Origin of the sequence: Gaetbulibacter saemankumensis DSM 17032 (genome assembly GCF_000425645.1) — a bacterium.
Lineage (GTDB): Bacteria > Bacteroidota > Bacteroidia > Flavobacteriales > Flavobacteriaceae > Gaetbulibacter > Gaetbulibacter saemankumensis.
Genome location: NZ_AUDV01000006.1, coordinates 1 through 25,730 on the forward strand (window position 1 = coordinate 1; position 25,730 = coordinate 25,730).

General features: G+C 33.6%; 21 protein-coding genes. 11 read left to right on the plus strand and 10 right to left on the minus strand.

Annotated elements, in window-relative coordinates; all coding sequences use genetic code 11:
* On the plus strand, nt 1-4,845 hold a 4,845-nt coding region (locus tag H611_RS13830), incomplete at its 5' end, for a LamG-like jellyroll fold domain-containing protein (protein WP_035483274.1).
* A 180-nt stretch (nt 4,846-5,025) separates the two neighbouring features.
* Nucleotides 5,026-5,802 (plus strand): hypothetical protein, encoded by a 777-nt coding sequence (locus tag H611_RS0102305; RefSeq protein ID WP_157515033.1) that lies wholly within the window; start codon nt 5,026-5,028, stop codon nt 5,800-5,802.
* 89 nt (nt 5,803-5,891) lie between these two features.
* Here the strand turns inward: H611_RS0102305 and hisS are convergent, their stop codons facing one another.
* From hisS to rpsF, 5 genes are all read right to left on the minus strand, one after another.
* Nucleotides 5,892-7,262, minus strand: a complete 1,371-nt coding sequence (gene hisS / locus H611_RS0102310) for a histidine--tRNA ligase (RefSeq protein WP_027136829.1) — start codon at nt 7,260-7,262, stop codon at nt 5,892-5,894.
* A 176-nt stretch (nt 7,263-7,438) separates the two neighbouring features.
* Nucleotides 7,439-7,906 (minus strand): DUF6495 family protein, encoded by a 468-nt coding sequence (locus H611_RS0102315; RefSeq protein WP_027136830.1) that lies wholly within the window; start codon nt 7,904-7,906, stop codon nt 7,439-7,441.
* A gap of 60 nt (nt 7,907-7,966) precedes the next feature.
* Entirely contained in the window at nt 7,967-8,413 is a 447-nt protein-coding gene (rplI, locus tag H611_RS0102320) for a 50S ribosomal protein L9 (RefSeq protein WP_027136831.1), read from the minus strand.
* 13 nt (nt 8,414-8,426) lie between these two features.
* The gene (gene rpsR, locus H611_RS0102325) at nt 8,427-8,723 is read right to left on the minus strand and encodes a 30S ribosomal protein S18 (RefSeq protein ID WP_027136832.1); all 297 of its coding nucleotides are present in this window, start codon (nt 8,721-8,723) and stop codon (nt 8,427-8,429) included.
* A gap of 2 nt (nt 8,724-8,725) precedes the next feature.
* Entirely contained in the window at nt 8,726-9,064 is a 339-nt protein-coding gene (gene rpsF, locus H611_RS0102330; RefSeq protein WP_027136833.1) for a 30S ribosomal protein S6, read from the minus strand.
* A 199-nt stretch (nt 9,065-9,263) separates the two neighbouring features.
* Here rpsF and H611_RS0102335 point away from each other — a divergent pair, with 199 nt between their 5' ends.
* Nucleotides 9,264-9,959 (plus strand): LytR/AlgR family response regulator transcription factor, encoded by a 696-nt coding sequence (locus H611_RS0102335; protein ID WP_027136834.1) that lies wholly within the window; start codon nt 9,264-9,266, stop codon nt 9,957-9,959.
* Between the two features lie 19 nt (nt 9,960-9,978).
* Here H611_RS0102335 and priA read toward each other — a convergent pair whose 3' ends face one another.
* From priA to nadC, 3 genes are all read right to left on the minus strand, one after another.
* Nucleotides 9,979-12,429 carry a replication restart helicase PriA gene (priA, locus tag H611_RS0102340; RefSeq protein ID WP_027136835.1) on the minus strand — a complete coding sequence of 817 codons (2,451 nt, stop codon included), beginning with the start codon at nt 12,427-12,429 and terminating at the stop codon, nt 9,979-9,981.
* 3 nt (nt 12,430-12,432) lie between these two features.
* Nucleotides 12,433-13,374 (minus strand): YihY/virulence factor BrkB family protein, encoded by a 942-nt coding sequence (locus H611_RS0102345; protein ID WP_027136836.1) that lies wholly within the window; start codon nt 13,372-13,374, stop codon nt 12,433-12,435.
* A gap of 97 nt (nt 13,375-13,471) precedes the next feature.
* On the minus strand, nt 13,472-14,332 hold the full coding sequence (gene nadC / locus H611_RS0102350) for a carboxylating nicotinate-nucleotide diphosphorylase (RefSeq protein WP_027136837.1): 861 nt from the start codon (nt 14,330-14,332) through the stop codon (nt 13,472-13,474).
* A gap of 130 nt (nt 14,333-14,462) precedes the next feature.
* On the opposite strand from nadC, the gene rlmH reads away from it, so the two are divergent.
* Nucleotides 14,463-14,936 (plus strand): 23S rRNA (pseudouridine(1915)-N(3))-methyltransferase RlmH, encoded by a 474-nt coding sequence (gene rlmH, locus H611_RS0102355; RefSeq protein WP_027136838.1) that lies wholly within the window; start codon nt 14,463-14,465, stop codon nt 14,934-14,936.
* 7 nt (nt 14,937-14,943) lie between these two features.
* Here rlmH and H611_RS0102360 read toward each other — a convergent pair whose 3' ends face one another.
* Nucleotides 14,944-15,969, minus strand: coding sequence for a DUF481 domain-containing protein (locus H611_RS0102360; protein ID WP_027136839.1), 1,026 nt, complete (start codon nt 15,967-15,969; stop codon nt 14,944-14,946).
* Between the two features lie 62 nt (nt 15,970-16,031).
* Nucleotides 16,032-16,331 (minus strand): ribosome hibernation-promoting factor, HPF/YfiA family, encoded by a 300-nt coding sequence (gene hpf / locus H611_RS0102365; protein ID WP_027136840.1) that lies wholly within the window; start codon nt 16,329-16,331, stop codon nt 16,032-16,034.
* A 118-nt stretch (nt 16,332-16,449) separates the two neighbouring features.
* Here hpf and H611_RS0102370 point away from each other — a divergent pair, with 118 nt between their 5' ends.
* From H611_RS0102370 to H611_RS0102400, 7 genes are all read left to right on the plus strand, one after another.
* The gene (locus H611_RS0102370) at nt 16,450-17,022 is read left to right on the plus strand and encodes a non-canonical purine NTP diphosphatase (RefSeq protein WP_027136841.1); all 573 of its coding nucleotides are present in this window, start codon (nt 16,450-16,452) and stop codon (nt 17,020-17,022) included.
* Nucleotides 17,023-17,093: 71 nt separating this feature from the next.
* Nucleotides 17,094-19,313, plus strand: coding sequence for a RelA/SpoT family protein (locus H611_RS0102375; protein WP_027136842.1), 2,220 nt, complete (start codon nt 17,094-17,096; stop codon nt 19,311-19,313).
* Between the two features lie 25 nt (nt 19,314-19,338).
* Complete coding sequence (locus tag H611_RS0102380; protein ID WP_027136843.1) at nt 19,339-19,791, plus strand: Fur family transcriptional regulator; 453 nt, start codon at nt 19,339-19,341, stop codon at nt 19,789-19,791.
* Nucleotides 19,792-19,803: 12 nt separating this feature from the next.
* Nucleotides 19,804-21,078, plus strand: coding sequence for an adenylosuccinate synthase (locus H611_RS0102385; protein ID WP_027136844.1), 1,275 nt, complete (start codon nt 19,804-19,806; stop codon nt 21,076-21,078).
* A 113-nt stretch (nt 21,079-21,191) separates the two neighbouring features.
* On the plus strand, nt 21,192-22,979 hold the full coding sequence (locus tag H611_RS13835; RefSeq protein ID WP_035483276.1) for an OstA-like protein: 1,788 nt from the start codon (nt 21,192-21,194) through the stop codon (nt 22,977-22,979).
* 1 nt (nt 22,980) lies between these two features.
* Nucleotides 22,981-24,171 (plus strand): aspartate aminotransferase family protein, encoded by a 1,191-nt coding sequence (locus tag H611_RS0102395; protein ID WP_027136845.1) that lies wholly within the window; start codon nt 22,981-22,983, stop codon nt 24,169-24,171.
* 152 nt (nt 24,172-24,323) lie between these two features.
* A complete protein-coding gene (locus H611_RS0102400) occupies nt 24,324-25,712 on the plus strand; it encodes a tetratricopeptide repeat protein (RefSeq protein ID WP_027136846.1) in 1,389 nt (462 codons plus the stop codon).
* The last annotated feature ends 18 nt before the right edge of the window (nt 25,713-25,730 follow it).

Below are 25,730 nucleotides of genomic sequence, written 5' to 3' on the forward strand. Positions count from 1 at the left end.
GACATTGACAATGGTTCTTATGACAATTGTGGAGTACCCACCTTGGTTAGTGTTTCTCCATCAAGTTTTAATTGTTCTAACGTAGGTGATAATTTAGTGACATTAACAGTTAAAGATCCTAATGGTAATACAAACACTTGCACAACTACTGTTGCAGTTGAAGACAATGAATTGCCAAATGTGATTTGCATTGATTCATCAACCCTAATTGTCACCTTAGACCCTTTAACAGGTACAGCTACAATTACACCCGATCAAGTTGATGCCGGATCTACCGATGAATGTGGCATAGTTTCTAGAACTGTTAATCCTGATACTTTTGACTGTACGGATGTTGGTGACAATACCATAACATTAACCGTAACTGACTCCAACGGAAATACAAATAGTTGCAATACGGTTATTCAAGTAGAACCACCAACAATTTCTACAGGGACTATAACTGGTGAGGTGGTAAATCCTTCTCCAGACCCCATTGTTCCTCCGAGTGACTTAATAGAGGTTACGGCATGTCCTGGAGGAACGTTAGTAGCTAGAGACGTTGAATTAACTTTGGATTTAACTGGTAGTAATATTAACGCAAGTAATATTAGTACTTGGCAAATATCAACAAATCAAGGTACATCATGGGAAAATGTTTCTGGAAGTTCTGGACAAACAACTGTAACTGTTACTGGATTAACGACTACTACTATAGTAAGGGCATATATTTTATCTGGTAGCTGCCCTTCCATTTCCCCATATGCATTAATACGATTTTTACCGCCTGATGAACCTCCTGTTATTGAATCTGTTTCAAGCACTAATATTTGCTTAGGAGACAATGTAGATATTGTAGCTTCTAGCTTTTTTGAATATGGTGGTCAATTTGGTGGTGGCGGTTATTTTAATTATGCTAATCCCGAAAACTGGCTTGTTGATGGTGTAGAATATTTACCTGCTCCTGGAAATAACACTAATCCTTCTAATTGGTTCGAAACCAATGGACCAAAAATATTTGGTGGTATAAGATACGACACTACCGATAACACTAAATTTGCAATTGCGAATGGAATAGGGATACGAACTACCATGGAAACTCCCATCTTCAGCACCATAGGCATGTCTGCAAGTGAGGCTGTTCTAGAGTTTTATCAAGCTTATTATTTCTGTGACGGTGCATTTGGAGAAATAAAATTATCTTTAGATGGAGGAGCTACATACGACATTACTCTAAATACAGATCAAAATGACAACTTAACATCTGGCCATAATACAGGTTTTTCTGTCTTAGCAACTAGTGAAGGGTGTGGCAATGGCCCTCAGGGACAACAACCAACGTCGGATCCATTTCAACCTGCTTCTATCGACCTTTCTGATTACTTAAATGAACCTAGTCTTAGAATCATGTTTATTTTTGATAGTGAAGATTCGAATACCACTTGCAATGCTAATTTTAGCCCCGGAGCCAACAATACTTGTGGAAACATACCTAGTAATTTTGATGTACACAGTACCTGGGTAATTGACGATGTTGGTTTTCCTTATGCTCCAATTGATGAAGTATTAGAATGGAGAGATGAAAATGGTGATGTTATCGCCATCGGAAACAATGTTACGGTAGAGCCTGTTACACCAGGCCAAAGAAGGTTTAATGTTACAACTTTAGTGAATGGTTGTCGAGCTGACACAAATGATGGTACAGAATATGTTGATATTAATACGAGCTTGGCCTATGCTGGGAAAGATTTCAATCCTAATGCCGAAAAATGCGGACAATCAAGTGTTCGTTTAAATGCATATGACAATACATTAAAAGCGACTCAAAATTATGCCAACGGAGCATGGGAATCCTCTGGCAAGGGATATTATATTGTCCCAGATGTAGCTGCAGGTGATATTGATTACAACGGAACTATGGTAACAGGTTCTTGGTCTGTTATTTCATCACCTACATCCAGCTGTGGATCTTCAGCAACATTCTCTAGCAATACAGACCCAAGAGCAACCTTTACAGGAGAACCCGGAACTTATACCTTAAGATGGACCTTAAACGATGCCAATGCTTGTTTTGATGATGTTAATATTACAATTACAAGTTGTTCACAAGTTGATTTTGATGGTGAAGACGATTATGTAACATTTAAAGACAATTATAACCTAATTGGGCCTTTTAGCATCGAAGTCTGGGTAAAACCAGAAGATATTATTGGAAAACAGGTTATCTTTTCAAGAAAAGAATCGTCTATAGATACCAGTGGTTATTCATTATTCTTAGATGGAAACACGCCTACTTTCCAATGGCATAACGCCGGTGGCACAGGATCTCTAATAGCCTCAAGTACAATTGATGCTTCAAGATGGTATCATTTAGCCATAACCTTCGATGGCAGTATTTACAGTATGTATATTGATGGAGTCTTACTAGGGAACATCTCAGGGAATGCTCCTTCTCAAACATCAAGCAATGTCGAAGCTATATTAGGTGCCTTATACCAAAGCCCTCCTAATGAACCGATAAATTACTATCATGGCTGGATTGATGAATTAAGAATTTGGAATAAAGCATTGAATATACAACATATTCGTCAAATGATGAACCAAGAAATCAAGGATTTCGGAGGGAATGTGGGAGGTGAAGTAATTCCAACCAAAATTTATGGGGTAGACACCAATCAAGATGAAGTAGAAGAAGATTTACTCTCCTGGTCACATTTGGATGGATACTATAAAATGGAAATTGAATGTGGATACCTTAGAGCCTTCAAAGGAGTTAACGGTCGATTAAGAAATATTAACTCATCCCAAACAGAAAACGCCCCTCTTCCATATATTTCGCAAAGTAATGGACTTTGGACATCCAATTCCACATGGAAAGAACCAATTGTTTGGGATACCCCAAATAGTAATGGTATAAACGGAGAGCCAATTGATTGGAATATTGTTAAAACATCCCACAATATTCAATCGGGAGATAAAGACATTACTGTTTTAGGTCTTTTAGTTGACTCTAATTCTGAATTAACAATTCAAGATCCAACTGCTCCTTTTGATGAAAACAATGATGGTCAAGGATTGTGGATAACCCATTATTTAAAACTCGATGGTCTAATTGATTTGGTTGGAGAATCACAGTTGGTTCAAAAGCGATATGGACAATATAATAATATTGGTACGGATACTCAATCTTTCGTTACAAGTCAATTTAATGAAAGTATTTTAGATACTAATTGTGAAGGAAAAATAGAGCGAGATCAACAAGGGCAAAGCAATGTACATAATTATAACTATTGGGGTTCCCCTGTAGGTATTAGAAGTACAACAACAAATAATATGCCGTTTGTTCCAATATATAACATGCTCGATGGAACAACTCAATCGGAGCAGAGAATAAATTGGATAGGCGGTTATGATGGAAACGCCGCAGGAAGTCCATCATCTGCTATAAGTATAGCTAAATACTGGTTATGGTCTTATTATAATGCTCCTGGCAATACATATTCGCAATGGGTTAAATTAAATCCTTATACTCGTTTACAGGCTGGAGTTGGGTTTACAATGAAAGGAAGTGGCACACCCAATGATTACCAAAACTATACGTTTAAAGGAGAACCAAATAATAATACAATACTTAATACTGTTGAAAAAAATCATCACACTCTAATTGGCAATCCTTATCCTTCTTCGATATATGCTCGGGAGTTTATAAAGGACAATATTCCCAGTAAAAACCCAGACGGCAGTCCTTCTATTGCTAATGAGGGAGCAACGGGCAGTATAGCGGGCACTCTATACTTTTGGATACATTATGACAGTAATGATACGCATATCCTGAAAGATTATCAAGGTGGATATGCCACGTATACATTAGCAGGTGGTAATGCTCCGGCTCAGTCGATTTTATTAACGAATGATGGTTATTATATTAGTGGTGAAGGAAGTTCTAATAGAGAACCTGACCACTTTATCCCAGTAGCTCAAGGTTTTTATGTTACATCAGCGTTTGAAGCAGATAAAGAATCCGATATAATTCAATTTAAAAATAGTCAAAGGCAATTTTATAGAGAATCAGTGGAAGCGACTACAACTGGAACCGTATTACTTAAGTCGGCAAACAAAAAAAGCACAAAAGCTAACCCTATTTCTAATACCCAAGAAAACAATATACAGCGTATTAGATTTCAATTTAAAAATAATCAGGGAGTTCGTAATTTGTTATTAGCATTTACTCCTGACAACTCTGCTACTGATGGTTTCGACTATGGCTATGACGCTAAAATATTCGACCCTCTTCCCAACGATATGTTATTTAGATTAAACAACTCTAATTTGGTTATTCAGGCTGTTGGTAAATTTAATGATACTAAACAAATTCCTTTTACCATATTCACAAATAAGGGTGGCTCATTTGAAATTTTTGTAAGGGAAATTGAAAACCTACCAGAAAATACTAAAGTTTATGTTTATGATAGCTTACTTGGAAATTACACAAAAATTGACGATAAAAATTCAACATTCAATATAACTTTAGATCCTGGTCAATACACTGATAGATTTTATATTACATTTTCTAAAAAAGAGCAAATAACGCTTTCAATTGACGATATAGATTTAAACAAGATTCAAGTAAACTATTTAAACAGCGATAATGTGATATACTTACAAAATCCGATGAATGTAAATATTAAACAAATAAGTTTAATCAATATTTTAGGACAAACTATTCATTCATGGGATAATACTCATATCAATTTTAATACAAATGATATACGAATCCCTGTTAATTCTAGTCTTTCTCAAGGTAATTATGTAATTAAAATTATTACCACCAACAATAATATTTCTAAAAAGATTATAATTAATTAGCTTACACTTTAAAACCACCATGTTTATAATAAAAATAAAGCTGTCTTAAGACAGCTTTATTTTTATTATAAGTAAGTTTAAGCTTACTTATAACTGCATTTCGTCGATTTTATAAGTTATTTATCGGTAAAACTAATTAAATAACCTATCTTTATAGTCGTACCTAAACACCCAAATCTGATGAAACTTAAACTACACCTTTGCTCCTTTCTATTGTTCTTTATTTTAGGAAATGGTTTCTTAAATTTTTCATTTGCCCAAAATATTCAGCGAGTTAGAATAAATTTTACCGTACCTGAAAAGTTCAATAGACCTTTACTATTATCATTTACTAAAGACAATACTGCTAGTGATAATTACGACTATGGGTTTGAAGCTATAAATTATACTAAATATCCATATGACTTAAATTGGCTAATTGGAGATTTAAAATGTACCGCCCAAGGAGTTGGTGCTTTTGATGACAGTAAAAAATATCCATTATGGTTATTTATGTCCGAAACTGATTCTATAGAAATATCTTTCGACTCTCTAGAAAATTTTGATAGTCCCATCAATTTGTTTATTTACGATGCTTTATTAAACACATATACCAAAATTAATGATAAGGCTTATACAAATTACATAAATAAAGGTGAGTACACCAACAGATTTTATCTTGCATTTAAAGACGAATCCTCTGTTTATGCTAACAAATCACTTTCAACAAATGATGACATCTTAAAAAACATGAAAGTAAAAATACTTAATAGCACTAAAGAACTATATATAAACAGTAATAATACCGCTAACATAAAATCTATCCAAATTGTAAATACGCTCGGTCAAACCGTTATGAGTCAAAATGTAAATGCATCCGAAATAAAGCTAAGTCTGAACAATATTACTACCAACCATTTAATAGTTAATATCATTACAGATTTAGGATCTATTAGTAAACAATTTATGCTTCTATAGCACATTAAAGCCTTTGAGTTAGTCGCACTTTAATTTCACAGAAAATTAATTGCAAAAAAAAGTCCTAAATAACATTTAGGACTTTTTTATTATCTAATGGCTTCTATAAGTTCTATTAAACTAACCTTAGTTTGCTCTCCAGAAGTCATATTCTTCAGCGTATAAGTATCTGATGTCATTTCCTGTTCTCCTACTAACACCACAAATGGTATTGCACGCTTATTAGCATGATTCATTTGTTTTTTCATTTTAGCTGTATCCGGATAAAGCTCGGCATTTATACCTTCGGAACGCAATAACTTTATTGCTTTTAAACTAAACAAAGCCTCTTGTTCTCCAAAATTAATAAAGAGCACTTCAACATTTTTAGTAACCGTATTTGGAAATAAATTTAGTTCTTCCAAAACAAGATAAATACGATCTAAGCCGAAACTAATTCCAACACCACTTACATTTTTCAATCCAAAAATACCGGTTAAATCATCATAACGGCCACCACCACCAATTGAGCCCATTTGAACACCCTTTGGAGCTGCTACCTCAAAAATAGCACCGGTATAATAATTTAATCCACGTGCCAAAGTCACATCTAATTGTAAAGTCGCCGTTTCTAACCCGAGTTGTGATATGGCCTCATTAATAAAAGCTAACTCTTCAATACCTTTAATACCTTCTTCAGATGAAGATAAAATTGATTTTAAACTTTCTATTTGAGATTCAAAAGACCCCGATAAGGTAAATAAAGGTTGTAGCTTATTAATACCTTCTTCTAAAATGCCTTTAGATCGCATTTCTTCTTTAACCTTCTCCTCTCCTATTTTATCTAACTTATCTAAGGCTACCGTAAAATCGATAAGCTTGTCGCTAGCCCCAATGACTTCGGCAATACCAGATAATATTTTTCGGTTATTAATTTTAATGGTTACCCCTTCTAATTTTAAGCTTGAAAATACGCTATCGTATAGCTGGATAAATTCTACTTCCTGCCAAAGAGAGTCACTCCCAACGACATCGGCATCGCACTGATAAAATTCTCTAAAACGCCCTTTTTGAGGTCTATCTGCTCGCCAAACCGGCTGTATCTGGTAACGCTTAAATGGAAATTCTATTTCATTCTGGTGCTGTACCACGTAACGTGCAAATGGTACTGTTAAATCGTAACGAAGCGCCTTTTCTGAAATACTTGATGTTAATGTATTAGAATCCTTTTCTTTATACGCCGATTCATTTACTTTAGATAAATAATCGCCAGAATTCAAAATTTTAAAAATCAACCGATCACCTTCATCACCATATTTACCCATTAAGGTTTCCGAATTCTCAAAGCTAGGTGTTTCTATAGGTTGAAAACCAAACGTTTCAAAACGCTTTCTAATAGTGTTAAATATATAATTTCGTTTTGCAACCTGCTCGGGGTTAAAATCTCTAGTTCCTTTAGGAATACCTGGTTTCTGTGCCATAATATCTATTTAATTTTCAAAACCACTTTGTTATAAAAACTTACTGCGAATTGAAATTTTAAGTGCTTGAAAATAATTGTAAAAAATGAAAACAAAAATAATTAATGTAATTCTTCAAACTGCAACTTTCAGAAAAAATATTATCTGCTGCAGATAGAATTTGCTACAACGCATGTTTAATTAAGTAAGTTATTAAAATAATTAAACAATTCACCTTTTGTAATTACAGCTCCCTGTTCTATCATTTTAAACTTATCTAGATTTTTATCTTCAGAGTATTCTTTATCAGCTTGTAAAAACTCGACACTATCATCCATTAAATTTTCACGCAACCAATCGTAGCCCTCTTGAGTTGTAATATCTACATCGTTTTTTACATTAACAACAATAGCCTGCATTTTATCTTCTGCTAATCGAAACAAATACATATGCTTTGGCGAAAAATGCTCTAAGTACTCGGCATTATTTAAAACGCCTTCCCAGATTAAATCGCTAAATACATCTAATTCTGTTTCGGCTAATTCAGGCTTATTTTCTTTTAAGTTAGCCCACTCATCGGCAGTGATAGATTGTGTTGCCAAAAAGTTTATAAATTCTAGGTGTAACTCTTCAAATTGTTCTTTTGTAAGTCTGGAATACTTCATAAGTTATATTATAAAAAAAGCCCCAACTAAGTTGAGGCTTTAATATGAAAATATTTGATATTAATTTGCTTCTGCAATAACCTCAAATGGTAAATCTACAGTTACATCTCTATGTAAACGTACAACGGCAGAATACTTACCTAAACGTTTTACAGTCGTTACTGTGATGAATTTTTTCTCGATGTTATGACCAGCTTTTTCTAAGGCAGCAGCCACATCAATATTGTTTACAGAACCGAATAATTTATCGCCTGCACCAACTTTTGAAGTTATTTTAATTTCTAATGTTCTTAAAGCTTCAGCCACTTTATTCGCATCATCAACAATTTTCTTTTCTTTAAAAGCTCTTTGCTTTAAGTTCTCTGCCAAAACTTTCTTAGCAGATATTGTAGCTAATATAGCTTTCCCCTGAGGAATTAAAAAGTTTCTACCATAACCGTTCTTAACTGTTACAACATCGTCTTTAAATCCTAAATTTTCAACGTCTTGTTTTAATATAAGTTCCATTGTTATCGGTATTTTATTTTAATAAATCAGCTACGTAAGGCATTAAAGCTAAGTGACGCGCTCTTTTTACAGCAACAGATACTTTTCTTTGATACTTTAACGAAGTTCCTGTTAAACGTCTTGGTAAAATTTTACCTTGCTCGTTTACAAATTTTAATAAGAAATCTGGATCTTTATAATCTATGTATTTGATTCCAGACTTTTTAAAACGACAGTATTTTTTCGTTTTATTTGTGTCGATATTAAGCGGAGTTAAATATCTAATTTCTCCGTCTTTTTTTCCTTTAGACTGTTGTTCGATAGATGACATAATTACGCTTTTTGTTTAAGTTTTTCTCTTCTTCTTTCTGCCCAAGCAACTGCATGTTTATCTAATGCAACTGTTAAATAACGCATAAAACGCTCATCACGTCTAAACTCTAATTCTAAAGCACCAATTACTTCTCCTGGTACAGTGTACTCGAATAAGTGATAAAACCCACTTTTCTTGTTTTGAATTGGATAAGCTAATTTTTTAAGCCCCCAATCTTCCTTAGCTACCATCTTTGCACCGTTAGAAACAAGAAAATCTTCGTATTTCTTTACTGTTTCCTTTATCTGATCTTCAGATAAAACGGGATTCAAGATGAAAACAGTTTCATAATGATTCATAAAAATCGTTTTTTATTGTTAAATTTGGCTGCAAAAATAATTAATTACTACATATAAACCAACAATATTTTCATTATATTTGTAGTAGTAAAAAAACTGTTAAAGTTTTGTTAAATTAAGCAGTTTAACGATGTTATTTGGTTTTTAGCGGATTTTTTCGTACTATTGTCGATATCTTAACCGAAATAATATAAATGTTATGACTTTAAACTGTGTAGTAGTAGACGATTCGGCCTTACAGCGACTCTCTATTGTGAAGTTAGTAGAGAATCACCCCAACCTTAACTTAATAGCAGAGTACAGTAGCGCTTTAGAAACCAAAAATGGTTTAAACACACATCAAGTTGATTTAATCTTTTTAGATATTGAAATGCCCGTATTAAACGGTTTCGAACTATTAGACGTATTAAACAACAAACCTCAGATTATCTTTGTAACTGGTAAAACGGAATATGCATTTAAAGCTTTTAATTATGATGCTACCGATTATTTACACAAACCAATTACAAGAGAACGTTTTAACACTTCTGTTGCTAAGGCTCTTGAACAACACAAACTAACTCAAGACTTCCACGAGGAAGAAGGTGAGCACATCTTTGTAAAAAGTAACCTTAAAAAACGTAAAGTATACATTAAAGACATTAAATGGATTGAAGCTTTAGGTGATTACGTAAAATTAGTTACCGAAGACACCAGTCTTGTTGTCTTATCCACAATGAAATCTTTTGAAAAAGAATTACCGGAAAATAAGTTTTTAAGAATTCACAAATCTTATATTGTAAATCTTGATAAAATAGACAGGTTTAACAGTAAAAATGTTGAAGTTGGAGCTTATGAAATTCCTCTAAGTAGAAACAAGAAAAACCAACTTGTTGACGCATTAAACAATATTTAAAATATTAATAAAGTAAAAATTAAAAGTTATCGACATTTAAAATTACTTTAACCGACCTAAAATCTTTAATACTAGAGAAGCTGTTATTTATTTTAATAATAGCTTCTTTTGTTTTTGCTAAAGACTGTTGCTTCGGGATCTTCACCAAAATATTTTTATGAAACTGATTTCTAATGCGCGCAATTGGCGGTGATTCAGGTCCTAAAACATAATCACCAAAAACACTACGTAACGCCTTAGCAAACCATATAGCTCCGGATTCTACATTGTTATAATCCCGATGCTTTAACGTTATTTTAATCTGTTTGTATACTGGAGGATACTTAAAATTATAACGTTCATCCATCTGCTCCTTAAACATATCAAAATAACTATTCGTAGATACCTGCTGTAAAATATTATGATTGGGATTATAGGTTTGAATTAAAACCTTCCCCCTTGTATCCGTACGCCCTGCTCTACCGGCCACTTGAAGCATGAGTTGAAAGCTACGCTCATGCGCTCTAAAATCAGGAAAGTTCAACATATTATCGGCATTCATAATGCCAACAAGTTTTACGTTTCTGAAATCTAAACCCTTCGTTAACATTTGAGTACCGACTAAAATATCGATTTCCTGCTGTTCTAAGGCTGTTATAATTTTTTCATAACCATGCTTACCCCTTGTAGTATCAAGATCCATCCTAGCGACTTTATAATCAGGAAACAAAGCTTTTACTTCTGACTCAATCTGCTCAGTACCAAAACCTTTATTATCCAAATCTACACCTCCACAAGCCTGACAATTTTGTGGCATCGCAATACCATATCCACAATAATGACATCTTAATTGATGTCGATATTTATGATAAGTTAAACTCACATCACAATTCGGACATTGAGGCGAATGACCACAGGTATTACATTCCACAATAGGCGAATAGCCTCTACGGTTTTGAAACAAAATAATCTGAAAACCTTCCTTTAAAGTTTCGGTCATTTCCTCAACAAGCCTATCGCTAAAATGCCCCTTCATAAGTTTCTTTTTAAACTTTTCCTTTATATCGACCAACTCAATATCAGGCATTAGCACATCATTATAGCGTTTGGTAATTTCTACAAGACCATATTTATCTTGCTTCGCATTGAAATAACTTTCCAGACTCGGAGTAGCCGAACCCAATAAGGTTTTCGACTTATGAATATTGGCAAGTACAATAGCCGTATCACGTGCTTGATATCGTGGCGCCGGATCGAACTGCTTAAAGGACTGCTCATGTTCTTCATCAACAATGATTAAGCCCAAATTATTAAAAGGCAAAAACACAGACGATCGTGCACCAATAACAATCTGCGCCTTACTGGCATCATTCAAAACATGATTCCAAACTTCAACACGTTCATGCGACGAATATTTAGAATGAAACACCGCCACTTTCTCTCCAAAATAATTCTGTAATCTGGCTATTAACTGGGTCGTTAAAGCTATTTCGGGTAATAAATAAAGTACCTGTTTGTTATCCTTTAAAGCCTCTTCAATCAATTTAACATATACTTCTGTTTTACCCGATGATGTCACACCATGCAGTAAAACCACATCTTGTGTTTCAAAAGCGGTGTTAATCTCCTCTAAAGCTTGCTTTTGATAATTGTTCAAAGATTTTGAATTTTCATTATCATCACCAGAATACTCTACTCTATCGGTTTGTATATAGTATTCTTCTAAAATGTTTTTATCAATAAGTGCTTTAATAATAGCTGCAGATGCCTTACTTTCTTCAGTAAGTTTCGAAACTTTAATAGGTTTCTTAGTTGTAGCAGAAATAGAAAACAAAGTCAGAATAACCTGATGTTGCTTCGGCGCTCTACTTAAGTCCTGCAACAATTCCTGCAATCTCTGCTCAGAAGTATAGTCTGTGTGCAGTTTTACATACCGAACTAATTTTGGTTTATATTTTTCGTAAACTTCTTCTTCAACCGTAATCGCTTCCTTTTCTATTAGACGATTTAATACAGGGAGTACATTTTTAATACCCAGTATATTTGAAATATCATGAATCTTTAACGAGGATTGATACTGCAAGGCCTCATACACTAAGAATTCATCATCTTTTAATTCAGATTCATTAATTTCAATATTATGTTTAGTTATAACAGTTTCACTTTCCAATATAAACGGACTCGGCAATGCTGCCCGCATCACATCCCCCATAGTACAGAGATAGTATTTAGAAATCCATTTCCATAACACCAATTGCCTTGCGTTTACAATAGGTTTATCATCTAATATCTGATGCAAATCTTTAGCCTCATAGGCGGTAGGTGCTTCGGTATGCAATTTATATACTATTCCCGTATAGATTTTAGACTTCCCGAAAGGAACCGCCACACGCATTCCTGGTTTTAAAAATTCATTTTCAGCCGAGGTAATACGATACGTAAATAGCTTTTGAAGTGGAATTGGAATTATTACATCTATAAAATACAACATAGACTAATGCTTTTGCTTCAATTTATTGATTGTGGCATTTAATTCGTAGCCCAAGAGCAGAATATTAGAATTAAGCCATAAATAAATCAATAAGATTAATAACGCACCAATAGAGCCATATAACTTATTGTACTGAGAAAAGTTTTCAATATAAATTCCGAATAAATAAGATAAAACTATTATCAATAATGTGGTAAACAAAGCTCCTACCGAGAAAAATCTGGAATACCGTCCTTCTTTAGTTCCAAAATAATACAACGTTGCAGTAGCAATATAAACCATTATTATAAAAAAGACATATTTCGCCATATTAAACCAAAACACACTTTGCGATTGCACTTCGAAACCTTTATTAGTAAGGGTATCTAATAAATTCTGAATGATGTAAATTTGAAAATACCCCAACACTACAATGGTAATGATTAGAAGAAAGGCTAATATTAGAGCAACTCCGAGTGCATACAAATATTGCTTAATAACACTACGTGTTAATTGTTGATGATACGAATTCTCGAAACCAGAAAAAATAGCATTTACACCGTTAGCCATTAAAATTATGGAAAGCACGAACACCGACGATAACAACCCTCCGCGTTTCGTATCCTCTATATTTCCAAAAATATTGTCAAAAAAGAAATCTGAAGTACTTGGAGGTAAGAAAGACTCCAAAAAATTCATGAATTCGGTCTGAAAATCTTCAATTGGTATTACCGGAATTATTATAACTACAAACAATAAAAAGGGAAACAATGCCATAAAAAAACTAAATGCAATGGCACTCGCTCTGGTTGTTAATGCACCTTTAACAATTCCGGTAATATAAAGTTCTAATAAATCATAAAATGACAACCCTTCTAAAGCAGGTAACTTTATTTGTTTAAATAATCGAACCAAGACGTTTAAAATAGGAATCTTATCTAGTTTATCCTCTACTGGTTTCGTCATTAAAAAATTGCTTTAAAGTTTAAATCAAAGTTATTAAAATTTAAAACAGTAAAAATTGAAAACTCTAGGAATTCAAACAAAATAAAATCTTCTTAAACTACTTGATAGCTTTTAAGCTAATATCCATATTATAAACCGAATGTGTTAAGGCTCCACAAGAAATATAATTCACCCCACATTCTGCATAAAACCTAATCGTTGTCTCATTTATGTTACCAGAAGACTCTGTTAAACATTTATCACCAATCATTTTTACAGCCTTACGCGTATCTTCATAATCGAAGTTATCTAAAAGAATACGGTAAATACCATCAAGAGTTAAAATTTCTTCAACTTCAGTAAGGTTTCTGGCCTCTACCATAATTTTCAAATCTCTACCAGTATCTTGAAGGTACTGTTTTGTCATTTCAACGGCATTGGTGATACCACCAGCAAAATCGATATGATTATCTTTTAACATAATCATATCATACAGGGCAAATCTATGATTTTCTCCACCTCCAAGCTTAACAGCCCATTTTTCTAGAACACGAATTCCTGGTGTTGTTTTTCTGGTATCTAAAATAGTGGCATTTGTCCCTTTTACTAAATCGACAAACATTCTTGTTTTGGTAGCAATCGCACTCATTCGTTGCATAGAATTCAGCACTGTACGTTCAGCCTTTAAAATAGACTGCGAAGGTCCTTCAATATACATAACCACATCACCGTAAGTTACTTCCGAGCCGTCTTCTATAAGAATATCTAATTTTAAATTTTTATCTACATAAGCGAATACCTTTTTTGCAAAATTAACGCCACCAAGGATTCCTTTATCTTTTACTAATATTTTGGCTTTACCTCTTGCATTTTCAGGAATACATGCCAATGAACTATGATCTCCATCACCTACATCTTCCCTAATGGCATTAGCGATAATAGACTTCACCTCTTGATCAAACTGTTCTTGTGTTATCATAATAAATTCGTTGGTTTGTGAACAAAAATAGCAAATTGATTTTCTTTTTTAAATATTACAATTACGAATTTTTTAATTTTTACATATTTAAAATCATTATTCCTAAATCCTAAGTAGTAATTTTGCAGTCATGACTATAAAACTTATTGCCATAGGAAAGACCGATAGTAAAGATTTACAAAGCTTAATGGATGATTACATGAAGCGATTAGGTTTTTACATCAAGTTTAATATTGAAATTATTCCTGATTTAAAGAAGGTCAAAAATCTAAGTGAAAATGAACAAAAAACAAAAGAAGGCGAACTCATTTTAAGTAAAATTCAACCTACAGATGTCTTAATATTACTCGATGAAAATGGTAAACAAATGGACTCTATTACTTTTTCAAATTACCTTCAAAAGCATATGAATTCAGGGATAAAACAGTTGGTTTTTGTTATTGGAGGGCCATATGGATTTTCTCAAGATGTTTACAATAAATCACAAGGGAAAATATCATTGTCTAAAATGACATTTTCACACCAAATGATTAGACTATTTTTTATCGAGCAATTATATAGAGGGTTTACAATTCTTAGGAATGAACCCTATCATCACCGTTAATTTTTTTTTACTTTTCCCACCCAAAAGTCGTTTGAAACACATAATCGGACTGGGAGGCGTTCTCCACAGGCTTATTATCAAAATTATAATTAAGTCCCAGTCTTATAAAAAACTCTAATGGGAGATTATACTTAAAACTGAAATTAAAATCCGTTCTAAAACGTCCTTTTTCGGTTAAACTCGGATAAGCCGAAACCGAAGAACTCAGATCCAAATCACCAAAATCAAACAAATTAACTTCTAAACCAGCAAAAGCTTCTAAACTATTTCTATCAGGAATATTAATACCATCATAGCGTTCGTTATTCCAAACCAAACCTGTACCACCGGCAAAATACATTTTATTAGAATGAACAATATATTTACCCATCCCTCCCCTGGTGGCCGAACGTAATTTAAGTTGCTGCTCCGAACTAGATAAAAAATCTGCAGCCAAAATAGCAAACCAATCCTGCTTAAAAAAATACCTTGAACCTATATTAGCATCTACCCTTAAAGTAGAATTTACTTGATCCTGACTACTACTAACACGATTATAGCCACCATTAAAAAACCACTTACTACCTGTGTATGAAATTTTACTTATTATACTTAATTGAGCTAAATTATTAACCTTGGAGAAATTAAAACCTACAGAAAGCTCGGCATCAATCCTAGAAATAAACGTTTGCTCTACTTGCTTAATAAAAACAATATCTTTAACTCTTACTGGAATCCTTATTTTATCATTAAATAAAACAACCTTTTCAGGGAAATCGATACTAGTTAAAATGGAGCCATTAAACCTAGTACCATCAGACAAATTAATTAAATATAGCTTTGTACTTTTTAGACTTTTTACCTGTAACCATTCAATTTTAAAATCGGAGTCACTATACTTTGTACTAACCACTAAAACCCCATTGTTCATTTCTTTAATATCACCAATAATAAAATTATTGGTCTTCATTACAATGGTGTCATTCTTTTGAGCGCTAAGTTCTGAACAAAACAAAAAACTCAAAATAAATGTAGCAAGCATTATATGTTTCATAAAAAAAGGTTCTGGATATAAACTACCAAGAACCTAATTTAATGAAAATCAACTAATAAAATTTAGTGTGTCTTATAAACTTCTTTTCGTTTTTTTAGTTGACGTTCTAAATCACTAATCGTTTCTCTAACCGACACTTCAAAATTACGCTCCATAGAAGTCGCAAAAATTCTCGGTCCAGGTAAACTTAATTCTATGCTACAAATTTTACCAGTTTCATGCTGCTTATCATCTATTTTAAAATGAACCGTCGCACTTATTAAAAACTCATATCTGTTAAATATTTTTTTCAATTTCTCTTCGGTGAAAGCATTAAGAGTTTCACTTACATCTACATTTACATATTCAAAATTCACTGTCATAACTTTACTTTTTTATATAATCAAATTTAAATACTTAATAACTTTATACTTCTGATTTTTATCATGAAATATAATCTTTTTTACGATGAATAGCACTATTTTTGAAATTAAAAAACATATGGAGATTGTTTTTGCTACAAACAATTTAAACAAATTAAAAGAAGTACAGGCATTAGTTCCTAAAAACATAAAACTTTTAAGTTTAAAAGACATAAATTGCAACGAGGATATTCCGGAAACCCAAGATACCATTGAAGGCAACGCTATTCAGAAAGCCAATTATATTAAAGATCATTATGGTTACGATTGCTTTGCCGATGACACCGGCCTGGAAGTTTCCGTATTAAACGGTGCACCAGGAGTATACTCAGCCCGTTATGCTGGAGAGCAACGTGATGCCAACGACAATATGACTAAACTCCTTAAGGAATTAGACCAAAACACAAATAGACAGGCACAATTTAAAACCGTAATTGCTTTACAGATAAACAATATGCTTCATACATTTACTGGAATTTGCGAAGGAACTATTACTTTACAAAAATCTGGAGAGCAAGGTTTTGGGTACGATCCTATTTTTCAACCTAAAGATTATGATAAAACTTTTGCTGAAATGGATTTAGCCCTAAAAAACAGCATTGGCCATCGTGGAAAAGCTGTAAACCAGTTAGTTGATTTTTTAAATTCTTAAAACACGACAAAATTCACTACAAAAACAATAAGCCAGTTGTTTGTTAATTTTCTTTATGCTATTTTTAATATATGACAGAGATTGATATTGAAAAAGAAAACGCAGCCATCACTCAGGCCTACAAAGATTTACTTAAAGTTAGTTATACGACACTAACTGATGACGATAAAAAGCTAATTAGAAAAGCCTTTGACGTTGCCATCGATGGTCATAAAAACCAACGAAGAAAGTCTGGTGAAGCTTATATTTTCCATCCCATTGCTGTAGCAAAGATAGTGGCTCAGGAAATTGGTTTGGACGGTACCTCTATTGCCGCTGCATTGTTACATGATGTCGTTGAAGACAGTCCTGATTATGATATAAAAGATATCGAAGAACTTTTTGGAAAAACCGTAGCTACAATTGTAGACGGACTTACCAAAATATCTTCATTAAGTAAAGAAAAGGACATGGATGTTTCTCTTCAGGCCGAGAACTTCAGAAAAATGCTTCTTACACTTAATGATGATGTACGTGTTATTATAATCAAGATAGCCGATCGTTTGCACAACATGCAAACCATGGATTCTATGCGTCCAGACAAACAGGAAAAAATAGCTTCGGAAACTTTATATATTTACGCACCGCTAGCGCATCGAATCGGCCTTTATAATATTAAAACCCAACTCGAAGACCTTGGTTTAAAATATACTGAACCTGATGTTTACTTCGATATCCTGAATAAAATAAAAGAAAGTAAGGAAGAGCAGGATCTATACATCAAACAGTTTAGTGAAGTAATAAAAAATTCGTTGGACAAGGAGCACCTTAAATACACCATTAAGGGAAGACCTAAATCGATTTTTTCAATAAGAAAAAAGATGACCAAGCAAGGGGTTACTTTTGATGAAGTTTATGATAAATTCGCTATTAGAATAATTTATAAAAGTGATTCCGAAAACGAAAAATTCCTTGCCTGGAAAATTTATTCCATAGTTACAGATCACTTTAGACCAAATCCTATTAGGCTACGCGATTGGATCTCTTCTCCAAAAACAACGGGTTACGAAGCCTTACACATTACGGTAATGGGACCTAAAGGTCGCTGGGTTGAAGTGCAAATACGTAGTGAACGCATGAACGAAATAGCAGAAAAAGGCTATGCTGCTCATTACAAATACAAACAAGAAAGCGAAAAAGAAGATAATCTTGAAGAATGGATTAATAAACTTCAAGAAGCTTTAGAAAGTTCAGAAACCAATGCGGTAGATTTTGTTGAACAATTTAAATTAAACCTCTATTCAAAAGAAATATTTGTTTTTACCCCAAAAGGAGAATTAAAAAGTTTACCCAAAGGTGCAACTGCTCTAGATTTTGCCTTTAGCATTCATACCGAAGTTGGCATGAGAACTCGTGGCGCCAAAGTTAATGGCAAATTAGTGCCTTTAAGTCAAGAATTAAATAGTGGCGATCAGGTCGATATTTTAACCTCGGAAACATCCAAACCAAATCCTAACTGGTTAGATTATGCCACCACAGCTCGAGCGCGCAGCAAAATTAAATCATCATTACGTGAAGACAAAAAACGTATTGCCGAAGATGGGAAAGAACTTTTAAGACGAAAATTAAGACAACTGAAAATCACCCTTAACGAAAACTCTATCAATCAACTAGTTAGATATTTTAAATTAAAAACCAGTTTAGATTTGTTTTATCGTGTCGGCATTGGCACCATAGACAATATCATGATAAAAGATTTTGCGGCATCAAGAAATAACACCATTATGAATTTCTTGAAAAACAAAATCACACGAAAACCTACCATCAGTAAAGAGGAAATTGAAAAAGATGAGATTACCTCGAACTACGATTTACTGGTTTTTGGCAAAGAAGAGGAAAAACTAGACTATAAATTAGCGAACTGCTGTAACCCGATTCCTGGCGACGATGTATTCGGGTTTTTAACGGTTTCAGAAGGCATAAAAGTGCACAAAAAAAACTGTCCGAATGCCATTAGTTTGCAGTCAAATTATGCGTACAGGATTATGCCTGCAAAATGGATCGATTCGAGCCAGCAAGAATTCTTGTCACAAATTAAAGTATCTGGTATCGACCATATTGGGCTAGTAAATGATATCACAAGGTTAATTTCAGAAAACATGCACGTTAACATGAGAAGTATCAGTTTCGAAAGTGATGGCGGCGTATTTACTGGGAAAATCAACCTTATTGTTAAGAACAATACCCAGCTAAAAAAGCTTCTTGAAAGATTAAAAAAAATTAATGGTATAGATAAGGTGAATAGAGTGTAAAAAAGTGTAAATTTGCATCGAAATTATGAACGCAAGCGCAGATACGAAAAATCAAGAAATAGTAAAAAGTGTATTTACTAACTTTTTAGAAAATAACGGGCATCGCAAAACACCCGAACGCTACGCTATACTACAAGAAATTTATAACAACACGGAGCATTTTGATATTGAATCTTTGTATCTCAATATGAAGAACAAAAAATACCGTGTATCTCGTGCTACACTTTATAACACTATAGAATTACTTCTGGAATGCGGTTTGGTTAGAAAACACCAGTTTGGTCAAAATCAAGCGCATTACGAAAAATCATATTTCGATAGACAACACGATCATGTTATCCTAACTGATACGGGCGAAGTTATCGAATTCTGTGACCCTAGAATTCAATCTATCAAAAAAACAATCGAAGAAGTATTCGACATCGAAATTAATAATCATTCTCTTTATTTCTACGGAAATAGAAAATCAAATAAATAACTAAGTTTTACAATGGCAGTAGATTTACTACTAGGATTACAATGGGGAGACGAAGGCAAAGGAAAAATTGTTGACGTACTAACCTCTAACTACAATATTATTGCGCGTTTTCAAGGTGGGCCAAATGCAGGACACACCCTAGTATTCAATGGTAAAAAACACGTGCTACACACCATTCCTTCAGGTATTTTTCACGATGGAGCTACTAATTTAGTAGGTAACGGCGTTGTGATTGATCCTGTTATTTTTAAAGGTGAACTTGATAAACTTGAAGAACAAAATGTAGATTACAGAAAATCTTTAGTTATTTCACGAAAAGCACATATTATTTTGCCTACGCACCGGTTATTAGATGCAGCCAGCGAAGCTTCTAAAGGAAAAGCTAAGATTGGATCTACTCTAAAAGGTATAGGTCCAACTTATATGGATAAAACAGGTAGAAATGGTATTCGCGTTGGTGATTTAGAATTAAGTGACTGGAAAGAACGCTATAGAACCCTTGCCGATAAGCATGAATCCATGATTTCTTTCTACGATGTAGATATCGAATACAATTTAGAAGAACTAGAAGTTGAATTTTTTAAAGCTGTAGAAACTTTAAAAAGTCTCACTTTTATTGATTCTGAAGAATACATGTACCAAGCACAAAAGTCTGGACAATCTATTCTTGCTGAAGGCGCTCAAGGGTCTTTACTTGATATAGATTTTGGAACTTACCCGTTTGTAACTTCAAGTAATACCACAGCAGCTGGTGCTTGTACCGGATTAGGTGTGGCACCAAATCAAATTGGCGAGGTATTTGGAATTTTCAAAGCATACACAACACGTGTTGGCTCTGGCCCATTCCCTACCGAACTATTTGATGAAGACGGTGAAACTATGAGTCGTGTTGGCAACGAATTTGGAGCTACCACGGGTAGAGCTAGACGTTGTGGATGGTTAGACCTAGTCGCTTTAAAATATGCTTGTCAGGTTAATGGTGTTACTCAATTAATGATGATGAAAGGCGATGTTCTTTCTGGATTTAAAACCCTTAAAGTTTGTACTGCCTATAAATATAATGGTGAACTTATTAAACATTTCCCTTACAATATTGAACCTGAAAATGTTGAGCCTGTTTACACCGAAGTTGATGGATGGCAAGAAGATTTAACAGCTATGTCTGAATCTTCTGAGTTACCAGCAGCTTTAAATGCTTATATCGAATTCTTAGAAAAAGAATTAGAAATCCCTATCACTATCGTATCCGTTGGTCCTGATAGAAAACAAACGATTTTCAGAAAATAAAAACACTATATTTTTATATAATAAAAACGCTTCAAAATAATTTGGAGCGTTTTTTGTATATAAATAATACCACATTATAATTATCGTTATTTTTGCCACAAACATTTATTATTTTGAATCGACAATCCTATATACTTTTCATCGTTTTAATAAGCTTAATTCTTTCTTATAATACGCAAGCTCAGGAAAAACGTAAAATTGAAATTCAATATTCTGGACGATTAAATATTGATGAACAAAACTATCCTGGTGCTAGAATTTTTACTCGAGATGATTCACAACAAGTACATATTACTCACAATAGTATTAACATGTGGGCAGATAAAGCCATTTACTACAGTGAAGAAAATTTCATCGAAGCCTATGGCAAAGTTAAAATGATTCAAGGTGATACGATTAATATGACCTCAAAATATATTGAATACAGTGGTGTTACGGAATTAGCCTTTGCCAGTGGCGATGTGGTTTTAAAAGACCCTAACTCTACCATTTCTACAGACACTCTGTATTTCGATCGCATCAAACAAGAAGCGTTCTACAGAACCGGGGGAACCGTAGTTAAAGACACCTCTGGTACCATTACCTCTAAAATAGGCCGTTACTTAATGCAGATTAAAAAATACCGATTTGAACAAGATGTTGTACTTGTTAACCAAGACGCCACGATAAAATCAAATTTCTTCGATTTTTATTCCGATACAGGTCATGCATATTTATATGGTCCTTCTACAATTGTTACCAAAGCTAGCAAAACCTATTGCGAAAAGGGCTATTACGACACTAAAGCTAAAGTAGGATACGCCTTAAAGAATTCTAAGATTAATTACGACAACCGCATAATTGAAGGCGACAGCTTATATTTTGATAACAACCGAAGTTTTGCTTCCGCCACCAACCACATTAAAATCACCGACACTATTAATCAAATGGTTGTAACAGGACATTATGCCGAGGTTTTTAAAGAAAAAGATTCCTTGTTCATTACAAAACATGCACTGGCAGCAACAAAACAGGAAAATGATTCCATTTACCTGCATGCCGACAAAATTATGGTAACTGGTAAACCTGATAATCGTATATTAAAAGCCTTTCACAATGCAAAATTATACAAGTCCGATTTAAGCGGTAAAGCCGACTCTATAGTTTCTAATCAAAAAACAGGGTTAACAGAACTTATTAATTTAAGTCGTTTTTCATCAGGCGATAAATTTTCTACAAAACGACGACCGATTATGTGGAATTTAGAAAATCAAATGACCGGTGATACCATTCATTTATTTTCAAACAGCAAATCTGAAAAACTAGATTCTTTATATGTGTTTGAAAATGCTTTTATTATTTCAAAGGACACCTTAAGTGCAGATGGTTACAACCAGATTAACGGCATAACATTAACCGGATTATTTAACGATAATAATGAACTGCGACAAGTGGATATAAACAAAAATGCACAATCCATCTTTTACACAAGAAATGAGGAGCAGGAACTAATAGGTATAGACAAGGCCAAATCGGGTCGTATTACCATTATGTTTGCTGATGGTGATATTGAATCCTATTCCAGATTTAATCAAATAGACGGCTCGTTATATCCAGAATCGAAATATCCGGCTAAAGATAAACGCTTAAAAGGTTTTGACTGGAGGGAAGAAGAACGCCCAAAAAGTATTGAAGATTTATTTAAAGACGATCCGCCATTAAACTTACCGGTTATAAAAGGTCTGAAAGATTACGAACCTGAAAAAGAATTCTTCGATGAAGCTATGATGGAGCGCATAGACAAAGCCAATCAGGAAGCCCCGGTTAATAATGAAGAGGATCCGAAAGCGTCTCGTAATCTTCCTAAAAATGTAAAAAACCCAAAACAATTACCTGTTCCAGCAGCTGCTTCCCAGAAATAATATGAAGTCGGATTTTATTAAATATCAAGCCCAAACAAGTCCACATCCGTTAGCATTAGAAATATCACATGCCAAAGGAAGCTATATATACGACATAAATAATAAAGCTTATTTAGATTTTGTTTCAGGTGTGTCTGCCACGCCTTTAGGACATAATCACCCAAAAGTTGTTTCGGCTATTAAAGAACAACTAGATAAATATATGCACGTGATGGTTTACGGTGAATATGTACAAAAAACGCCTGTGGCACTTTGTAAATTACTGGCAAAAAACCTACCAGCTTCATTAGATAAAACTTATTTAACAAATTCTGGAACCGAAGCCATTGAAGGAGCCCTGAAACTAGCTAAACGTGTTACAGGAAGAAGCGAAATTATCTCAGCTAAAAATGCCTACCATGGCAATACCATGGGTTCAATGAGTGTTATGGGCTATGAGGAACGCAAACGTGCCTTCCGTCCCTTAATCCCAGATATTAAATTTATTGAATTTAATAATCATGACAACCTAAGTCAAATAACCACGAAAACAGCTGCAGTAATATTAGAAACTATTCAAGGCGGAGCTGGGTTTATTGAACCTAAAGATAGCTATCTTGAAAATGTTAGAAAACAGTGCAACAAAGTCGGAGCACTATTAATTTTAGATGAAATTCAACCAGGAATAGGTAGAACTGGTAAACTATTTGGTTACGAAAATTACAACTGCATCCCTGATATTTTAGTAATAGGCAAAGGCCTGGGAGGTGGTATGCCTATTGGTGCTTTCATTGCTTCAAGCCAACATATGGATTTACTTCAGGATAACCCTAAATTAGGACATATCACCACTTTTGGAGGACACCCTGTTATTGCAGCAGCAGCTTTAGCAACACTTACAGAAATAACTGAAAGTAATTTAATGGCTCAGGCTTTAGAAAAAGAAGCTCTACTTCGAAAACTTTTAGTTCATCCCTTAATAAAAGAAATACGCGGTCGCGGTCTTATGCTCGCTTTAATAACACCTTCTGACACCATTACGAATGAATTAATATTAAGCTGTCACGACCAAGGATTAATCCTATTTTGGTTACTTTTTGAACCCAAAGCAGTAAGAATTACCCCGCCTTTAACAATTTCTAATGAAGAAATTGAAATTGGATGTAAGCAAATCATTAGTATTCTCGACAAAATAAACGAGAACAAAAAATAACCTAAATCTCTAAAAAACAATATTTTACACTCTATTTTATCTCAAAACAATAAAAATTGTTCATTACTTTGTTAAAAACATTCAGCTTAAGTACTGCAATCCGATAAAATAGAAGCTTAAATTTATTGATATAGAACAACACAAAACCGCTTATGGAGTTCAGTCATGATGACAACAACAATTTACCTCTAACGAAATTTGAATCGATGTTAAAAACAAACCATGTTTTGTTTTTCGACTCTGAGGAATTTGAGAACATCATTCATCACTACCTAAATCAAGGCAAAATTGCACTCGCAAAAAAAGCCATAAAATTAGGATTAGACCAGCATCCCTCCTCCATTACATTAAAACTCTTTAAAGTTGAAATCTATGTCTTTGAGGATAAATTAACAGAGGCAGATACCCTACTGAATGAATTATATCTTTTAGATCCTAGTAATGAAGAAATTTTCATTCAGAAAGCGAATATTTTTTCTAAAAAAGATGAACATGAAAAAGCTGTCGAGGTTCTTAAAAAAGCCGTTCAGCTCACCGATGATGCAGTTGACATCTATTCACTAATCGGAATGGAATATTTGTTCTTAGATAAATTTGAAGAGGCTAAGGAATATTTTATGAAGTGCCTTGAAGAAGATTTAGAGGACTATTCTGCTCTATACAATGTTATTTATTGTTTTGAATTTTTAGATCAGACAGAAGATGCTATTCAATATTTAAATGTCTTTTTAGACAAAAATCCCTATTGTGAAGTTGCCTGGCATCAATTGGGTAAACAGTATTACACACTCAAGAAATATAAAAAAGCGCTTGCTGCTTATGATTTTGCTATAATTTCAGACGATTCTTTTATAGGTGCTTATTTAGAACGTGGTAAAGTTTTAGAACGTTTACAACGTTATGAGGAAGCTATAGAAAATTACAACATCACCTTAAAATTAGATGATCCCACTTCGTTTGCATTATTAAGAATAGGGTATTGTTATGAAAAATTAAAGCACGATGATTTAGCAGTTCAGTACTATTATAAAACAGTTCATGAAGATCCGTTATTAGATAAAGGCTGGATTGCCATAACACAATATTATAAAAGAAGAAAAAATTACCAAAAGGCCTTATATTATATCAATAAAGCTATTAATATTGATTCTGAAAATGTTAAGTATTGGAAATTATATTCTGTTATAAATCAGCGTTTAAATCATTTTGAAGAAGCCGAACGCGGATTTAAAAAAACATTAGAATTAGGTAATTACGAATTAAGTACTTGGTTATCTAGAGGCGATTTATTAATTAAGTTAGGGGAGCCAGAAGCAGCTATTTATAATTTTCAGCAAGCTTCAGAATTTTATCCCGAAAATGCCGAAATCGAATACCGTCTAGCTGGATTACATTTTAGCCTGAATGAAACCGACAAAGGTACCTTTCATTTAAAAAATGGGTTACGCTTTAATGAAGAATTCGGATTTATTATAGACGAACTTTTTCCTGAAGTTGCTAATAAACTACTAGTAAAAAACCTACTAAAAGAAAATCAATAAAGGAACGTTAAACGAAAA

What these genes read in the sequence shown, in the direction of transcription:
- H611_RS0102305 (WP_157515033.1), top strand. Translation starts at nt 5,026, where the DNA reads ATGAAACTTAAACTACACCTTTGCTCCTTTCTATTGTTCTTTATTTTA.
- hisS (WP_027136829.1), bottom strand. Translation starts at nt 7,262, where the DNA reads ATGGCACAGAAACCAGGTATTCCTAAAGGAACTAGAGATTTTAACCCC.
- H611_RS0102315 (WP_027136830.1), bottom strand. Translation starts at nt 7,906, where the DNA reads ATGAAGTATTCCAGACTTACAAAAGAACAATTTGAAGAGTTACACCTA.
- rplI (WP_027136831.1), bottom strand. Translation starts at nt 8,413, where the DNA reads ATGGAACTTATATTAAAACAAGACGTTGAAAATTTAGGATTTAAAGAC.
- rpsR (WP_027136832.1), bottom strand. Translation starts at nt 8,723, where the DNA reads ATGTCATCTATCGAACAACAGTCTAAAGGAAAAAAAGACGGAGAAATT.
- rpsF (WP_027136833.1), bottom strand. Translation starts at nt 9,064, where the DNA reads ATGAATCATTATGAAACTGTTTTCATCTTGAATCCCGTTTTATCTGAA.
- H611_RS0102335 (WP_027136834.1), top strand. Translation starts at nt 9,264, where the DNA reads ATGACTTTAAACTGTGTAGTAGTAGACGATTCGGCCTTACAGCGACTC.
- priA (WP_027136835.1), bottom strand. Translation starts at nt 12,429, where the DNA reads ATGTTGTATTTTATAGATGTAATAATTCCAATTCCACTTCAAAAGCTA.
- H611_RS0102345 (WP_027136836.1), bottom strand. Translation starts at nt 13,374, where the DNA reads ATGACGAAACCAGTAGAGGATAAACTAGATAAGATTCCTATTTTAAAC.
- nadC (WP_027136837.1), bottom strand. Translation starts at nt 14,332, where the DNA reads ATGATAACACAAGAACAGTTTGATCAAGAGGTGAAGTCTATTATCGCT.
- rlmH (WP_027136838.1), top strand. Translation starts at nt 14,463, where the DNA reads ATGACTATAAAACTTATTGCCATAGGAAAGACCGATAGTAAAGATTTA.
- H611_RS0102360 (WP_027136839.1), bottom strand. Translation starts at nt 15,969, where the DNA reads ATGAAACATATAATGCTTGCTACATTTATTTTGAGTTTTTTGTTTTGT.
- hpf (WP_027136840.1), bottom strand. Translation starts at nt 16,331, where the DNA reads ATGACAGTGAATTTTGAATATGTAAATGTAGATGTAAGTGAAACTCTT.
- H611_RS0102370 (WP_027136841.1), top strand. Translation starts at nt 16,450, where the DNA reads ATGGAGATTGTTTTTGCTACAAACAATTTAAACAAATTAAAAGAAGTA.
- H611_RS0102375 (WP_027136842.1), top strand. Translation starts at nt 17,094, where the DNA reads ATGACAGAGATTGATATTGAAAAAGAAAACGCAGCCATCACTCAGGCC.
- H611_RS0102380 (WP_027136843.1), top strand. Translation starts at nt 19,339, where the DNA reads ATGAACGCAAGCGCAGATACGAAAAATCAAGAAATAGTAAAAAGTGTA.
- H611_RS0102385 (WP_027136844.1), top strand. Translation starts at nt 19,804, where the DNA reads ATGGCAGTAGATTTACTACTAGGATTACAATGGGGAGACGAAGGCAAA.
- H611_RS0102395 (WP_027136845.1), top strand. Translation starts at nt 22,981, where the DNA reads ATGAAGTCGGATTTTATTAAATATCAAGCCCAAACAAGTCCACATCCG.
- H611_RS0102400 (WP_027136846.1), top strand. Translation starts at nt 24,324, where the DNA reads ATGGAGTTCAGTCATGATGACAACAACAATTTACCTCTAACGAAATTT.